Below are 15,162 nucleotides of genomic sequence, written 5' to 3'. Positions count from 1 at the left end.
TGAACGCTTCGTCCGGGGCACCCCGAAGCCCAGTCCGCTTCCCGAAGCGGTCTGGATCAACCCACCCGAATCATCAACGACAGGAGGAATTGCTCAGTAAATCAAACAATCGAGTGTCTCATCGGCGTTGACAGGTTCCGCACCGCATGCCTTATTATGCGTTTTTACCAGCTTCAGCATATCCTCTTGACTGAAGATTGTAGATTGAAATTGTAATATTGGCCCGTCAACTTCGGATCGCTTAATGTCAAACAAGAATGGACTGACAAAGGATTTATCCATTGTTTTTGACAATGCACCTGCCTCAAATGTTAGCCAAGGTGCTGTGAGGTTTTCTTTGGTAACACACAAAATCCCGAAGGACGAATCTTCAAGCTCTTTGGCTATATCAGTACTCCAACGAGTTCCTTTATCTATATCTTCGGAAGATACATATGGAACAAGGGATTGAATAACTGACGGGAACCAATCACGAAAGACTAAAGCCACTTTATGACTTTTTCCTCCTGACCAGCTTAAAAATACCTTCATGTTTGATTCTCCTTTTTATTGCTAACTACTATTCGACAACCGCACCCCATGCGCGGCTGAGTCGGATAACGTCCGACCGTCAAAATCATATTCTTCCAAAGAACAGCTACTTACAAGCGGTTTCGTCTTATTCGGCGCGTTATTGCGACAGTTCGAGTCGCATAAAGATTTATTTTGGCAGGCGGGTGTGCTGGTTCTGGTGAGGTCATAGCCGGTCGAAAGGGCTCTGGACGGCCATGGGGCCGCGGTCAAGGACGTGGGTGTAGATCATCGTCGTCTTCACGTCCTTGTGTCCGAGGAGCGTCTGGACGGTGCGGATGTCCGCGCCGTCTTCCAGGAGGTGGGTCGCAAACGAGTGGCGGAACGTATGAGGTGTGACCCTCTTGGTCACGTGGGCTCGTGTTGCTGCTCGCCGGACCGCTCGTTGGATTCCACTCTCGTGAAGGTGGTGGCGGCGTCGGATGCCGCTTCTGGGATCGATTGAAAGGTTTGGGGCCGGGAAGATCCATGTCCAGCCCCACTCGTAGGGGGCCTGTGGATACTTCCGCGCGAGTGCGTGGGGGAGGGCGACGCCGGGGGTGCCGTTGCGTCGATCTGCGTCGTAGAGTGCGCGGGTCTGTTCGAGGTGGTCGCGGAGTGGGAGTCGCAGTGAGTCGGGGAATAGAGTGACTCGATCCTGGCGGCCCTTTGGCTCGCGTACCAGAATCTGGTGCCGGTCGGGGTCGAGATCGTGAATTCGCAGCCCTAGACACTCGAGCAGGCGGAGGCCCGATCCGTACAGGAGGCCGGCAACGAAGGCTTGCACACCGTCAAGTGTCTCCAACACGGCTTTTACCTCCTGCCGGGTCAGCACGACGGGCAGGTGCTTGGGGGTGCGAGCTCGTACGGCGCTGTCGAGCCCTTCCAGTTCCCTTCCCAGGATCTCCCGATACAGGAAGATCAGCGCCGCCAGGGCCTGGTTCTGGGTCGAGGCAGAGACCTCACCGCGAACGGCGAGATCCGAAAGGAACTCCACGACTTCGATGTTGCCCATCTCGTCTGGATGGCGAAGGCCGTGGTGGTGGATGTAGCGTTTGATCCAGCCGACGTATGCGTTCTCCGTCCGCAGACTGTAGTGCCGTACGCGCATGCGTGTGCGAACGCGGTCGAGTAGACGAGGGGCTTGTGAAGGTGGACGGGTCGCTGTCCGCGCCCGGCGAGATCGCGTGGAATCACTCAAGAGGGGTCATCTCCGCGGGACCCGGGGTTCCCCTAACATAGCTTACCGGAGAGCCATGCCCGGTGAACATCTGGTCTCATGCCGCCGACCGGCGCGATTTCTGCGGTTTCGGCCGGCGGATGCGCTCTTCGAGTTGCGCGCGGAGTGCGTGCTTCGGGCCGTGTTCCCCGATGCTCAAGTTGTGACATCTGTGGACCGATACGCCAACAAGAAAACAGTGGAGAGTGAATGCAGACTTCTGGCCTTTCCAAGGCCCTCTCGGGCATCCATGCAGCCAAGAGGCAGATTCGTGCCTCCAGCCACAATGTGGCGAACATGCTCACCGAGGGTTTCAGGCCGCTTCGGAGTCATCAATCCGAAGTGCAGAGTGGTGGGGCCAGAACCACCGTGACCCGGTCGACAGAGCCTTCTGAGGTCGACCTGGCGCGCGAGATCGTGACGTCGAATCTCGCTGCGGTGCAGGCAAGAGCATCAGCCCGGGCGCTGGAGACCGAACTAGGCCTCATCGGAGGTCTGCTCGACATCCGAACATAGTCTCCGCCCGTTGAGCTTAACCTGAACAAGGCGGCTTCGGGCTGATGCGGCCCCCTGGAACGCGCTATCCGTCTCGCGCATTCCGGGGGGCCATCACCTCACGCTCTGGACGCTAGTATTGCCCGCATGAAGTTCTCTCTTCGTGTCGGGATTTTCGTGTTCTGTGGGGTCTCGCTGGTGGGCAGCGGGTGTGCGTTGCCCGGTGCGCTCGGCATATTCCAGGCCTCGTCCCCAACTCCTTCTGCTGAACCCGAAACCACGCCGAATTCCGCACTCCAGGCCGAGGGGCCCGTCCTGCTCTTGCAGGGGGCCACGGTCATGACGGCGGACGGCCCGACGCTCCGTCCGGCCGATGTGCTGGTGCGCGGGCAGCGGATTGTCGCGGTCGGTCGTGGCTTGAGCGCGCCCGCCGACGCGACGCGCATCGATGCCTCGGGCCGTTGGATCACTCCCGGGCTGATCGATCCGCATTCCCACATCGGTGTGTATGCGGTGCCGTCGGTTGCACCCCATGCCGATGGCAACGAGGCGAGCGGACCCTTCAAGCCAGAAGTTCGCGCCGAAGAGAGTTTCTGGCCGCAAGATGCCGCGATCGAACGCGCGCTCGCGGGCGGCGTCACCACCATCCACGTCCTGCCGGGTTCGGCGAATCTGGTCGGCGGGCAGGGCGTGACCCTGCGTCTGCGCCCGGCTCTTTCGGCGCGCGAGATGCGCTTTCCCGGCGCACCCACCACCATGAAGATGGCGTGCGGCGAAAACCCCAAGCGCGTCTACGGCAAGCACAAGAAGAGCAAGCCGGCCACGCGCATGGCGGAAGTCGCGATGCTGCGCCAGCAACTCGAAAACGCAAGGCACTACGAAGCGGATCCCAACAAGCCGCTCGACCACGCCAAGGATGCACTGGCGCGTGTCGTATCGGGTGAGATCTTGATCCAGAACCACTGCTACCGCGCAGACGAGATGCTCTTGCGGCTGGACCTGTTCGGGGAGTTCGATATCCGGCCGCGCGCGTTTCACCACGCGGTCGAGGCCTATAAGATCGCGGATCGACTGGCCCAGGCCGAAGTCGGGGCCGTGGTCTGGGCGGACTGGTGGGGCGTGAAGATGGAACTTCTCGACGCCGTACCGGCGGGTGCCGCTCTTCTGGATCGCGCGGGTGTGCGCGTCGCATTGCATTCCGATTCGCCTTACGACATTCAACGCATGAACCAACAGGCCGCCAAGGCCATGGCTTACGGACGGCGCGCCGGACTGAAGATCGATCCAGAACACGCACTGCGCTGGGTCACGCTCAACGCGGCCTGGGTGTTGGGCATCGACGAGCTCACCGGCAGTCTTTCGCCTGGCAAACAGGCCGACCTCGTGATCTGGTCCGGTGATCCGTTCAGCGTCTACTCGAAGGCCGAACAGGTCTATATCGCCGGACAACTGGTCTACGAGCGCAGCAACGCGCGCGAACCGATTTCGGATTTCGAACTCGGGATTCGGAGGCGACCGTGATTCGTCTGATGCTCACGCTGGCTCTGGTCGGAGGCACCGTTCACACCGGGACCGGTCCCGCGATCGAAAACGCGACTCTTCTGATCGAAGGCAATCGCGTGGAGGCGGTCGGCACCGATCTGAGTATTCCGGCCGATGCCGAGCGGATCGACGTGCGCGGTCGCATCATCACACCCGGATTCGTCGACGCCTCTTCGCGCCTGGGCGTGAACGAGGTTTCGCTCGAGGCGTCGTCGGTGGAAGCGACTCTGCCCAAAGACCACGATCCGATTCGCGCGGCCTTGCGCGTCGTCGATACCTTCAACCCCGCTTCGTTCACGCTGCCCGCCGCCCGCGCAGCCGGAATTACTTCGGCCGTGGTCATGCCGTCGGGCGGACTGGTTTCCGGAGTCTCGATCTGGGCGGATCTGATCGAAGAGCAACCGGTGCGAAGCGCGGCGCTGGCCTTGCACGTGAATGTGGGTTCGGGTCGCGGTCGCGGTTCCCGTTCAGTGGCCTTCCTACGCCTGCGCGAAGCCTTCCAGGACGCGCGCGTGTATCACGGCAATCGCGGTCCCTATATCGCCCGACGTCTGCGGAACCTCTCGGTGTCGGCCGCCGATGTCGAAGTCCTGCGCCGTGCACTCGACGGAGAGCTGCCCGTGGTCTTCGCGGTCGATCGCGCCAGCGACATCGAAACGGTCCTGGCGTTTGCACGCGAGCATCGCCTGAGTGCCGTTCTGTCGGGTGCCGCCGAGGGCTGGCGTGTCGCGGATGCGATCGCGAAAGCGAAGGTGCCGGTAATCGTGAACCCACTGCTCAACCTGCCTTCGAGTTTTTCCCGCCTGCAAAGCCGCTCCGACAACGCCCTGCGCCTGCATCAGGCCGGGGTCCGCGTGGTTTTCGCGCAGGCCGGTGCCTCGCATCTGGCGCATCGCCTGCGCCATATCGCCGGCGTGGCGGTGGCCAATAACTATCCCCCTGAAGCGGCGATGGCCGCAATCACCCGCAATCCCGCGCGAGTATTCGGGATGAAGGACACGGGAACCCTGCGCAAGGGAGCGCTCGCAAATCTCGTGGTCTGGAACGGAGATCCGTTCGAACTGACGACCTGGGCCGAGCGGGTCTTCGTGCGGGGAGTCGAGGTCGATCTTCAGACCCGTCAGGATTTGCTGACCGAACGCTATCGACCGGTCACGACTCCTCCAGAAACGCCGTGACCTCCGACAAGAAGGTCTCGAGTTGATCGTGATGTACCCAGTGCGCGGCGCCTTCGATGTTGACCACTCGCGCATTGGGCAGTTGGGCCGCCCGACCGTCTTTTTCGGGATCGCTCGCCCAGCTCTCCACCCCGCGCACCAGAAGAGTGGGGCAGTGGATTCGTCCCCAGAGTTCCCGAGCTTCGCGCAGGTTGAAGGTATAGGGCGAAGACGAGCGCACGTAGTTGTCGAACTTCCAGCTATAGCTGCCGTCTTCGTTCTGGTTCACTCCGTGTACTGTCAGGTGGTGCGCCTGCTCCGGCGTGAGGTGCGGATTGGCTTCCTGCATGCGTGAGACCGCTTCTTCGATGCTCGCGTAGTGACGGGGTCGCCGCCCGGCCATCTTGCGATGCGACTCGACCCACTCCTGCATGCGTTCGTGCGCGGGGCGCTGGACGCGCTTCTTGGCCATTTCCGGAGACGGGCCCAGGCCCTCGACCGCGACCAGGCGCACGACGTTGTCCGGGAAGATTCCCGAGTACATCAGACTGACGGCCCCTCCCAGGGAGTGCCCGATGATCGTGAGCGGGGCCAGCTTCTTCTGATCGATCAGCTGCGCGATATCGTAGACGTAGTCGATCATCGAGTAGCCGGTACTCGTGACCCACTGGGAATCGCCGTGTCCGCGCAGATCCGGGGCGATGATGTGATAGCGATCCCGCAGGGCCGCCACGACCCAATCCCAGTTTCGGCAGTGATCGCGCCCCCCGTGCACCAGCAGCAGCGGCGGGGCGTCTTCATTGCCCCAGTCCACATAGTGGAGCCGCAGCCGCTGAGAGAAATACGTGTGCGAAGTCGGTCCGGGCAGTCCGCTATTCATGATTCATCTATAGCACTTGGCTGGGGCCCCGGGGATCGGTTACAACCAGTTACCGGCAGCCTGCCGGGCCGCCAGGAGACGGGAGCCGCATGAACAAACGACGCGCAGAACTCGGACGCCTCACTCGGGACGCGCTCGAGGCGAAAATCGAAACCGAAGAGATCGAAACCGTCCTGACGGTATTTCCGGACCTCTACGGGCGTTTGATCGGCAAGCGCATCACGGGTCATTTCTTCGTCGAGGAGACCGCCGACCACGGTATGCACTGCTGCGATTACCTGCTGGCCTGCGATATGGAGATGGACCCGGTGCCCGGTTATGCCTACACGTCCTGGGAATCCGGCTACGGCGACTTCCAGTGCCTGCCGGATTGGTCGACCCTGCGCGTGGCGAGCTGGCTCGACCGCACCGCGATCGTGATCTGCGACATCGTCGACGAGGCGAAGAACGAGCCCGTGGCGGTTGCGCCGCGACAGATTCTGAAGAACCAGCTGGAGCGGCTTTCGGATCTCGGATACTCGGCGATGGGGGCGTCGGAGCTGGAATTCTTCGCGTTCCGCGACTCCTACGCGGGCGCGCGCGAGAAGGGCTACCAGAAGCTCGAAACCTACGGGAACTACGTCGAGGACTATCACGTGCTCCAGGGCACGCAGATCGAACCGCTGGTCGGTGAGATCCGCCGCCAACTCGACGACTCCGGAATCCCCGTGGAGTTCAGCAAAGGGGAATGGGGTCCGGGACAGCAGGAGATCAACCTGCGCTACTGCGAAATGCTCGAGATGGCCGACCGCCACGTGCTGTACAAGAACGCGGCCAAGGAGATCGCAGCCGCTCAGGATCTATCGATCACGTTCATGGCGAAGTGGGACGAATCCATGGCCGGTAGCAGCATGCACGTCCACACCAGTCTGTGGAATGCGGGCAAGCTGCCGACCTCTGCCTTTGCGGGCAGCGAGACACCGATCCCGGGAACCGAGATCGATGCCTCACCGCTGTTCCGCCACTGGTTGGCGGGACTGATCGAACACGCCCGCGAGATCACGCTCTTCCTCGCGCCCAACGTCAACTCGTACAAGCGCTTCGTGGCCGGAACGTTTGCACCGACGGCGATCGGTTGGGCTTTCGACAATCGCACGGCCGGTTTCCGCATCGTCGGTCACGGCAAGTCGTTGCGCACCGAGTGCCGCATCCCGGGCGCCGACGCCAATCCCTACCTGGCTTTCGCAGCGCTGATCGCGGCGGGCCTCGACGGCATCGAGCGAGAACTCGAGCCACCCCCCATCTTCGCAGGCAATCTGTACGAAATGGAAGACTTGGAGCAGGTGCCGCGAACCCTCGGCGAAGCGATCGAAGAGGTCGAAAAGAGTAGTTTTCTGCGCAAGGCGTTCGGCGACGATGTGATCGAGCACTACCTGCACTTCGCGCATACCGAGAAATCGAAGTTCGACTCGGCGGTTACGACCTGGGAACGGGAGCGATTCTTCGAGCGTGGCTAGTTCGTCCGAAACACAGCGGCCGCTCATCGGCATCACGACCTACGGTCCGGAAGTCGAGGGACTCCTGGCAGCGTTCTCTCTGCCCCAGGCCTATGTCGATGCAGTTGCCGCTTCCGGTGGCGTGCCGGTCCTGGTCACGCCTTCGGCCGCGCCCGTCGGTGTTCTGCTCGCGCGCCTCGACGCATTGATCATCGCCGGGGGTGGTGATCTCGACCCCGCGCTGTACCAGGGTCCCGAGCACGAAGCCGTGTACATGATCAACCCGGCGCGCGACGAGTTCGAGATGACCATCACACGGGCCGCCCTGGAACGCGAGAACCTGCCTGTATTGGGGATCTGTCGCGGTGCACAGGTCCTGAATCTGGTACTGGGCGGGGATCTGGAAGTGCACGTTCCGGATACGTTTGGCGAGACCGTCCTGCACCGTCTGCCCCCGCGTCTGCCCACCCATCATCCGGTCCGCCTGGAGGCGGGTTGTGCGCTGGAGAAGATCTACGCCCAACTGGAATTTCCCGTCTGTTCCTGGCACCACCAGGCGATTCGCCGCCTGGGAAGCGGCGTGCGCGTCGTCGGATCCGCGGCCGACGGTGTGGTCGAGGCGATCGAGGTCGAAGACCATCCCTGGGCGCTGGGTGTACAGTGGCACCCCGAGATGCAAGTGCCTGAGGATCCGATTCAGAAACGGCTCTTCGACGCCGTGGTCGCCCGCGCGCGAGGAGATCGTTGAGCGCGCCGACAGACGTCGCGACCGGCACCGTGATCGGTGTTTTCCGCGGCGGTTGTGAAGTCGTGCACGCGGATCGCGTGATTTCGCTTCGCCTTGTGGGCAAGCACGCCCACGCGGAAAAGTCGCTCGCCGTCGGGGACGAGGTCAGCTTCGAACTCGAGCGGGAGGTCGTCATCGACCTGCTGCCGCGCCGCACGCGTCTGGCCCGTCGGCGACCGCGGGCATTGCACAAAGAACAGGTGATCGCCGCGAACATCGACCGACTGGCGATCGTGGCTTCGGTCAAGGAGCCGCCCTTCCGCGCCGGGGCCGTCGATCGTTTTCTATTGGCCGCACTGGCGGGTGGCCTGGATGCGACGCTGGTCGTGAACAAGATCGACTTGCTCGAAGGGGCCGCGCTTCCCGACGAGATTCGCGCCTACGAAGAAGTGATCGAGGTGCTGCCGGTCTCGGCCGAATCGGGCGCGGGTCTCGAAGCCCTTCAGGCCAGCATGTCCGGCAAGAGCACGGTATTCGCCGGCCACAGCGGAGTGGGCAAGTCATCCCTGCTCAATGCCCTGGAACCCGAACTCCGACTCCAGACCCAGGAGATCAGTCAGAAGTACCAGCGAGGCCGCCACACGACGACGCGCGCGGTCTGGTTGAAGCTGGCCAATGGGGCGATTGCCGTCGACACGCCCGGAGTGCGAGAGATCGCCACGGGTCCGGTCGACACCGGCCTGATCCGCGAGGTCTATCCCGAACTCGCCAGGTACTCGGACGAGTGCCGCTTTCGCGATTGCGCGCACGATGCCGAACCCGATTGCGCGGTTCGCGCGGCCGTCGAAGCCGGGAAGATTCGCGCGTCGCGTCTTTCGAGCTATCGCAAGCTCCTGAACGAGGCGGGAAGTTGAGCGCGCTTGCCTTGACCGGGCTGCGAATCTGGGACGGAGTTTCAGAGGCGGTCTCGGAGACTCCCCAGATCCTGCGCATCGAAGGCGAATACATTGCCGCAATCGGGCAAGAGCAAGCACTCTGCCAGGACGCCGAGGTCATCGATTTCGAAGGCGCCTACGCGCTACCCGGACTGATCGACGCGCACGTGCACCTGACGCTCGACCCGGAAGTGCGTTCCGCCGACGCCCAGCTGGCCCTGCCCCTCGAAGACCTCGTGCGCGCCATGCAGACACGCGCCGAGGCCATGCTGCGAGCCGGCATCACCACAGCGCGTGATCTCGGCGGAGCGGCCTGGCACGAACTGGAGTTGCGAGATCGCATCGCCAGCGGCCAGGTCCCCGGTCCGCGTCTGTTATGCGTGGGCCAGCCGATCACTTCGCCGCGCGGACACTGCTGGTTCTGGGGCGGTGAATCCGCCAACGAAGCGCAGATTCGCGAGACCGTGCGCCGTCAGGTCGAGCACGGAGCGGACTGGATCAAGGTGATGGCAACCGGCGGAGTGATCACGAAGGGAACCGATCCCAGGAGCGCGCAATTCCCCGTCGACCAGATGCGCGCTCTGGTCGAGGAATCCACGAGCCACGGCCGCTCGGTCGCCGCGCACTGTCACGGTACGGAAGGCATCTCGCACGCAGCACAGGCGCGCGTGCGCACGATCGAGCACTGTAGTTTCGTGGGCGATGAGGGCTTTGCCAGCGACGTGGATCCACAGGTGATCGATGAAATGGCACGCGCCGGAATCTGGGCTTCCCCGACCCTGAACACCGGTTGGAAGCGCTTCATCAAGGAAGACGGATCACTCGGGAAGTTCGGGACGCGCATGCAGGGCGCGCTTCGCGAACTTCGCACGCGCGGTGTGCACCTGATCGCTTCGACCGACGCTGGGATCCCCAACGTCCATCACCACCATCTACCGAACGCCCTGGCCGTGTTTGCGCGCTTCGCGTCACTGACGCCCGTCGAAGCCCTGCGCAGCGCGACTTCGGAGAGTGCGCGCGCGCTCCTCCTGGACAACCTCACGGGCGCACTGCGACCGGGTCTGTCTGCAGATGTCCTGATCGTCGAGGCCGATCCGACCGCCGACCTGGCGGCCCTCCAGCATCCGCGAGCTGTATTCGCGCGAGGGCGCAAGTTTTCTCCAGCAGAGGTTCACGAGTAGATCCCCGCCGGCCGATGAGCTGGACAGATGATGACCCGCCTCAAGGAACTGGCATTCGCAGCCATTCTCAGCCCCGCCGTTTATTACTGGGGCTTTGAAGGCACGATCTTCTTCACCGTCTGTCTGAGCATCTACGTGATCTCGCACCTCTCGCACGACTGCGAGCTGGTCGCCGCCGCTTCGGAGTCCAAAAAGGACACCTGAGTCTCCGCTCCAGAACATCCTGTGCGAGCGCGTTGCGACCCTGTATCTTCAGCGGATGGCCAGTACCGGCAATCCGCTGATCCAGTTCTTCATGCGCTACGCCCAGGGGCTGCGCTTTCCCACCCTGTTCCTGTTGACCGGCTCCATTTTCCTGCTCGACCTCGTGATCCCCGACATGATCCCGATGGGGGACGAGATCCTCCTGGGTCTGGGGACGATGATGCTCGCCAGCATGAAGAAGCCCCCTGCCAGTCCGGACGAAGAACCGGTTCGGAAGAACAACCCCGCCGCCTAGCAGGCTGCGGGTATTCCGCCTCCTGGCGCTGGGCAGGTACAAGCTCCTTTTCCGGATTGCCGGCCACGACTCGATTGGCCATCCGCGCGCACCTCGGCCATACTCGCATGAGTAAACCGAACCCGGTTGCCGACCACAGGAGGCCATACATGAAGCTCGCCACGTTCACTCACGCAGGCTCGACGCGCATCGGCGTCGTCGAAGGCGATCAGATCATCGACCTGGCAGTGGCCGCACCCGATCTTCCCCAAGAGATGGTCGCTTTTCTCGAAGCGGGCGATTCCGCGCTACAGGCCGCCCATGCCGCATTGCCGAGCGCTTCCCGGATGGCCCTGTCCGATGTGAAGCTCGAAGCGCCGATCGCGCGCCCGCCCAAATTCCTGGCCGTCGGACTCAACTACGCCGATCACGTGGCGGAGTCGGGTATCGAAACGCCCAAGCACCCCACGATTTTCAACAAACAGTCGACCTGCGTCACCGGGCCGACGGGTCCGATTCACCTGCCGCGCGCCTCGCAGGTTCTGGACTACGAAGGCGAACTCGGAATGGTGATCGGCAAGCGCTGTCGGCACGTCTCGCGCGACGATGCGGCCGAGGTGATCGCCGGTTATCTGGTGGTGAACGACGCGACCGTGCGCGACTGGCAGTTGCGTATTCCCACCTGGACGATCGGCAAGAGCTTCGACACGCACGGACCGATCGGTCCCTGGCTGGTGACCAAGGATGAGATCGGCGATCCGCATCGGCTCCCGCTTCGCACCTGGGTCAACGGCGAGTTGCGTCAGGATTCCAATACCAAACAACTGATTTTCGACTGCTACACACTCGTCGAGCATCTCTCGACCGCGTTCACCCTCGAGCCGGGTGACGTGATCGCGACGGGCACGCCATCGGGAGTCGGCATCGCCATGAAGCCGCCCGTGCTCTTGAAGTCGGGAGATGCCGTACGCATCGAAATCGAAGGTATCGGCGAGATCGAAAACCCCGTGATCGACGAGCCCGAAGACACGCGGCGAATTGGTTGATGAATCCGTCGGGGTGAGAACTCCGGGCTAGGGCTCGATGACGACTTTGCCCAGGGCTTTGCGATCCAGTAGATCGCGTAGCGACTGGTGGGCGTCGTCGAGCGAATAACGTCTGGAGACGTGCGGTTTCAGCTTGCCCGATGCCGTGAAGTCGAGCAGGTCGCGCATGATCGCGTCGCGTGTTTCAGGCTCGCGCGCGACCATCGCTCCCAGGAACACGCCCACGATCTGACAGCTCTTGAGCAGAGCCAGATTCAGCGGAATCTTCGGGATGCCCGCAGTGAAGCCAATCACCAGGAAGCGTCCGCCCCAGGCGGTTGCGCGCAGTGCAGCCTCGGCGTAGTCGCCTCCGACCGCGTCGTACACCACATCGGCTCCCCGGCCGTCGGTCAGCGCCTTCGTGCGTTCTTTCAGATTCTCGGTCGCGTAGTTGATCGTTCCGTCAGCACCTCTATTGCGACACAACTCGAGTTTCTCGTCGCTCGAGGCCGCCGCGATCACCCGCGCACCCATCAGTTTGCCGAGTTCGACCGCAGCCAGACCTACGTTTCCGCCCGCACCCAGTACCAGGAGCGTTTCACCGGCTTGCAGGTCCCCGCGGTACTTCAGTCCGTAGTAGCCCGTTCCGTAGGCGTACATCAGGCCGGTCGATTCTGCGAAACCCACGCCGTCCGGTAGAAGCCGCGTCGCACCGGCGGCCGCGACGGCTCTTTCGGCGAAGCCGCCGACCATGCTCAGACTGCCCATCACGCGATCGCCTACAGAGAATCCCTCGACGCCTTCGCCGAGCTCTGCGATCACGCCTCCGACTTCTCCGCCGGGAATGAACGGCGGGGTCGCCTTGAACTGGTACTTGTCCTCCAGCATCAGGCAGTCGGGAAACGTAACGGCCGCCGCCTTGATGTCGATCAGGACCTGTCCGGGACCGGGGCGGGGATCTTCCACTTCTTCGACGACCAGCTTTTCGGGCGGTCCGAATTCTTTACAGACGACGGCTTTCAACGGTTCTTCTCCTGACGGTGATGGGACAATCTACCACGCGAGCTGCCCGCTATAGACGGGTGTTGCGCAGGCGCAGTGCATTCGTAATGACCGACACCGAGCTGAAGCTCATGGCGGCGGCGGCGAGCATGGGATCGAGGAGCAGGCCCACGAACGGGTAAAGCGCACCCGCGGCTACAGGTACACCCAGGGCGTTGTAGACGAAAGCGAAGAAGAGATTCTGTTGGATGTTGCGCATCGTCGCGCGGGAAAGCTCGCGCGCGCGTGCGATGCCGCGCAGATCTCCCTTTACGAGGGTGACCGAGGCACTTTCCATGGCGACATCGGTTCCGGTTCCCATGGCGATACCGACGTCGGCCTGCGCAAGTGCCGGTGCGTCGTTGATGCCGTCGCCGGCCATCGCCACGATCCTTCCGGACTCTTGTAGTTCGCGGATGGCGGCGGACTTCTGATCCGGAAGAACACCGGCGATGACTTCGTCGATGCCCAGTCGGTCGGCCACGGCCTGTGCCGTGCGCGGGCTGTCTCCCGAGAGCATGACGATGCGCAGACCTTCCGTGCGCAGGCTTTCGAGCGCCTGGGGTGTCGAGTCCTTGATCGGATCGGCCACGCCGAGTATTCCGACGAGTTGAGCATCGGAGCTGGCAAACACGACCGTCTGGCCCAAACCGCGCAACTTCTCGGCGTGCGCTTCCAGAGGTGTGGGATCAATCCCGAGCTCGTCGAGTAGGGCGCGATTGCCCAGGGCGACGCGCACGCCCCGCAGCATTCCCGTGACGCCTTTTCCCGTCTGTGACTCGAACGCCTCGATCTCCTGGGCTGCGATACCCCTGGAAGCCGCACCGGCGACGATCGCAGCCGCGAGCGGGTGTTCACTCGCGTGTTCCAGACTCGCGGCGAGTTGTAGGAGTGTCTCTTCACTCGACCCGTCGAACGCCGTGATGCTGGCCAGCGTCGGCTTGCCTTCGGTGAGCGTTCCGGTCTTGTCCACGACCAGGGTGTCGACATCGCGCATGCGCTCGATGGCTTCGGCGTTTCGGAATAACACGCCGGCGCTCGCGGCCCTTCCGGTTGCAACCATGATCGACATCGGCGTGGCCAGGCCGAGCGCGCAGGGACACGCGATGATCAGGACCGCCACCGAGCTGATCAAGGCGTGGGCCATGCGCGGTTCGGGACCGAATACGGCCCAGGCGGCGAATGCGAGCAGCGAAACCGCGATGACCGACGGAACGAAGTATCCCGCGACGCGGTCGGCAAAAGCCTGTATGGGAGCGCGACTGCGCTGCGCCTCGGCGACCAGTTGCACGATCCGCGCGAGCAGGGTGGTGGCGCCGACCCGTTCGGCTTCGATCACCAGAGTTCCCGTGCCGTTCAGCGTGGCGCCGATCACCGCATCGGAAACGCTCTTTTCCACCGGAATCGGCTCGCCCGTGACCATCGATTCGTCGATGGAACTCGATCCCTCGACCACCCGACCGTCGACCGGCAGCTTCTCGCCCGGTCGCACCCGCAGTCGCTCTCCCACCAAGACCCGATCCAGGGCAACGTCTTCCTCGCTCCCATCCTCATTTACGCGCCGGGCTGTTTTCGGTGCCAGGTCGAGTAGCGCGCGGATCGCATCTCCGGTGCGGCTTCGCGCGCGCAACTCCATCACCTGACCGAGCAGAACCAGTGTGACGATGACCGCCGCAGCTTCGAAGTAGACCGCGACCCGCCCGCCGTCGCCGCGAAAGGACTCCGGGAAGATCCCGGGTAGACCTGTCGCGATCACGCTATAGCCGAAAGCAGCGCCGGTGCCGATCGCGATCAAGGTGAACATATTGAAGTTGCGCGTCACCAGCGATGTCCAGCCGCGACTGAAAAACGGCCCCGCTCCCCAGAGCACCACGGGACTCGCGAGTGCGAGTTGCAACCAGTTCGCGGCTCCCGCCGATACGACTCCGGAAAGCGCTGAAAGCCCGACCATCTCCGACATGGCCAGTAGGAACAGCGGGATCGTGAGCAGCGCGCAGATCCACAGACGGCGCGTCATATCGAGCAGTTCGGGGTTCGTCTCCGGTGGAACGCCTCCGATCGGTTCCAATGCCATGCCGCAGACCGGGCACGCGCCGGGTCCGTCCTCGCGAACTTCGGGATCCATCGGGCAGCCCCAGTATTCGGCGCCCTCGCCGCCGGGTTCCACGTGCGTACCGTCCCGGTAGCCGTGCGGGTCGCGTCCGAAGCGTTCGCGACAGCCATTTGAGCAGAATCCGTAGGTCTGCCCGTCGAAGACGAAGCGATGCGGGCGATCGGGAGCCACCGTCATGCCACAGACGGGATCGACTTTTTCCGCTTCAGCCACGCTTTTCCTCCGCTTCGGATTCGCAGGTCGCCACCCGCAGGATGCCAGCGTATCCCCAAGATCATCTCGCGACAACGGGCGGCACCGCCGGGCGGGACGAGGCATCTTCTCCGACCAGTCCGACCCCGGGAT

The 15,162-nt window shown here is 63.1% G+C and carries 14 protein-coding genes and 1 pseudogene; 10 read left to right on the top strand and 5 right to left on the bottom strand.

Annotated elements, in window-relative coordinates; all coding sequences use genetic code 11:
- Positions 1 to 141: 141 nt before the first annotated feature.
- Both GY725_17835 and GY725_17830 read right to left on the bottom strand, forming a co-directional pair.
- Positions 142 to 531: pseudogene (locus GY725_17835) on the bottom strand (TIR domain-containing protein).
- Positions 532 to 736: 205 nt separating this feature from the next.
- Entirely contained in the window at positions 737 to 1,660 is a 924-nt protein-coding gene (locus tag GY725_17830) for an integron integrase (GenBank protein MCP4006050.1), read from the bottom strand.
- Between the two features lie 318 nt (positions 1,661 to 1,978).
- Between GY725_17830 and GY725_17825 the strand changes: the two genes are divergently transcribed.
- The 3 genes from GY725_17825 (at position 1,979) to GY725_17815 (ending at position 4,983) form a co-directional block, all read left to right on the top strand.
- The gene (locus GY725_17825) at positions 1,979 to 2,284 is read left to right on the top strand and encodes a flagellar basal body rod protein (protein MCP4006049.1); all 306 of its coding nucleotides are present in this window, start codon (positions 1,979 to 1,981) and stop codon (positions 2,282 to 2,284) included.
- 126 nt (positions 2,285 to 2,410) lie between these two features.
- Positions 2,411 to 3,784 carry an amidohydrolase gene (locus tag GY725_17820; protein ID MCP4006048.1) on the top strand — a complete coding sequence of 458 codons (1,374 nt, stop codon included), beginning with the start codon at positions 2,411 to 2,413 and terminating at the stop codon, positions 3,782 to 3,784.
- Entirely contained in the window at positions 3,781 to 4,983 is a 1,203-nt protein-coding gene (locus GY725_17815; GenBank protein ID MCP4006047.1) for an amidohydrolase family protein, read from the top strand. The genes GY725_17820 and GY725_17815 overlap by 4 nt, the downstream gene beginning before the upstream one ends.
- On the opposite strand, the gene GY725_17810 is transcribed toward GY725_17815, so the two are convergent.
- Positions 4,958 to 5,842, bottom strand: coding sequence for an alpha/beta hydrolase (locus tag GY725_17810; GenBank protein ID MCP4006046.1), 885 nt, complete (start codon positions 5,840 to 5,842; stop codon positions 4,958 to 4,960). The genes GY725_17815 and GY725_17810 overlap by 26 nt on opposite strands.
- 89 nt (positions 5,843 to 5,931) lie before the next feature.
- On the opposite strand from GY725_17810, the gene GY725_17805 reads away from it, so the two are divergent.
- The 7 genes from GY725_17805 to GY725_17775 all read left to right on the top strand — a co-directional run bounded on the left by GY725_17805 (position 5,932) and on the right by GY725_17775 (position 11,684).
- On the top strand, positions 5,932 to 7,338 hold the full coding sequence (locus GY725_17805) for a glutamine synthetase (GenBank protein MCP4006045.1): 1,407 nt from the start codon (positions 5,932 to 5,934) through the stop codon (positions 7,336 to 7,338).
- A complete protein-coding gene (locus GY725_17800; GenBank protein MCP4006044.1) occupies positions 7,331 to 8,065 on the top strand; it encodes a gamma-glutamyl-gamma-aminobutyrate hydrolase family protein in 735 nt (244 codons plus the stop codon). Before GY725_17805 ends, GY725_17800 begins: the two co-directional genes overlap by 8 nt.
- On the top strand, positions 8,062 to 8,958 hold the full coding sequence (gene rsgA / locus GY725_17795; protein ID MCP4006043.1) for a ribosome small subunit-dependent GTPase A: 897 nt from the start codon (positions 8,062 to 8,064) through the stop codon (positions 8,956 to 8,958). Before GY725_17800 ends, rsgA begins: the two co-directional genes overlap by 4 nt.
- Positions 8,955 to 10,160 (top strand): amidohydrolase family protein, encoded by a 1,206-nt coding sequence (locus tag GY725_17790; protein MCP4006042.1) that lies wholly within the window; start codon positions 8,955 to 8,957, stop codon positions 10,158 to 10,160. The genes rsgA and GY725_17790 overlap by 4 nt, the downstream gene beginning before the upstream one ends.
- 27 nt (positions 10,161 to 10,187) lie before the next feature.
- Positions 10,188 to 10,364, top strand: coding sequence for a hypothetical protein (locus tag GY725_17785; GenBank protein MCP4006041.1), 177 nt, complete (start codon positions 10,188 to 10,190; stop codon positions 10,362 to 10,364).
- A gap of 91 nt (positions 10,365 to 10,455) precedes the next feature.
- Positions 10,456 to 10,659, top strand: a complete 204-nt coding sequence (locus GY725_17780; GenBank protein ID MCP4006040.1) for a hypothetical protein — start codon at positions 10,456 to 10,458, stop codon at positions 10,657 to 10,659.
- Between the two features lie 149 nt (positions 10,660 to 10,808).
- The gene (locus GY725_17775; protein ID MCP4006039.1) at positions 10,809 to 11,684 is read left to right on the top strand and encodes a fumarylacetoacetate hydrolase family protein; all 876 of its coding nucleotides are present in this window, start codon (positions 10,809 to 10,811) and stop codon (positions 11,682 to 11,684) included.
- A 27-nt stretch (positions 11,685 to 11,711) separates the two neighbouring features.
- Here GY725_17775 and GY725_17770 read toward each other — a convergent pair whose 3' ends face one another.
- Both GY725_17770 and GY725_17765 read right to left on the bottom strand, forming a co-directional pair.
- A complete protein-coding gene (locus tag GY725_17770) occupies positions 11,712 to 12,686 on the bottom strand; it encodes an NADPH:quinone oxidoreductase family protein (protein MCP4006038.1) in 975 nt (324 codons plus the stop codon).
- A 49-nt stretch (positions 12,687 to 12,735) separates the two neighbouring features.
- Positions 12,736 to 15,135 (bottom strand): heavy metal translocating P-type ATPase, encoded by a 2,400-nt coding sequence (locus tag GY725_17765; GenBank protein ID MCP4006037.1) that lies wholly within the window; start codon positions 15,133 to 15,135, stop codon positions 12,736 to 12,738.
- Positions 15,136 to 15,162: the final 27 nt, after the last annotated feature.

The sequence above is a fragment of the bacterium genome, assembly GCA_024226335.1.
Lineage (GTDB): Bacteria > Myxococcota_A > UBA9160 > SZUA-336 > SZUA-336 > JAAELY01.
Note: the sequence above shows the minus strand (reverse complement) of the source record. Positions and strands in the feature narration are given on the sequence as shown.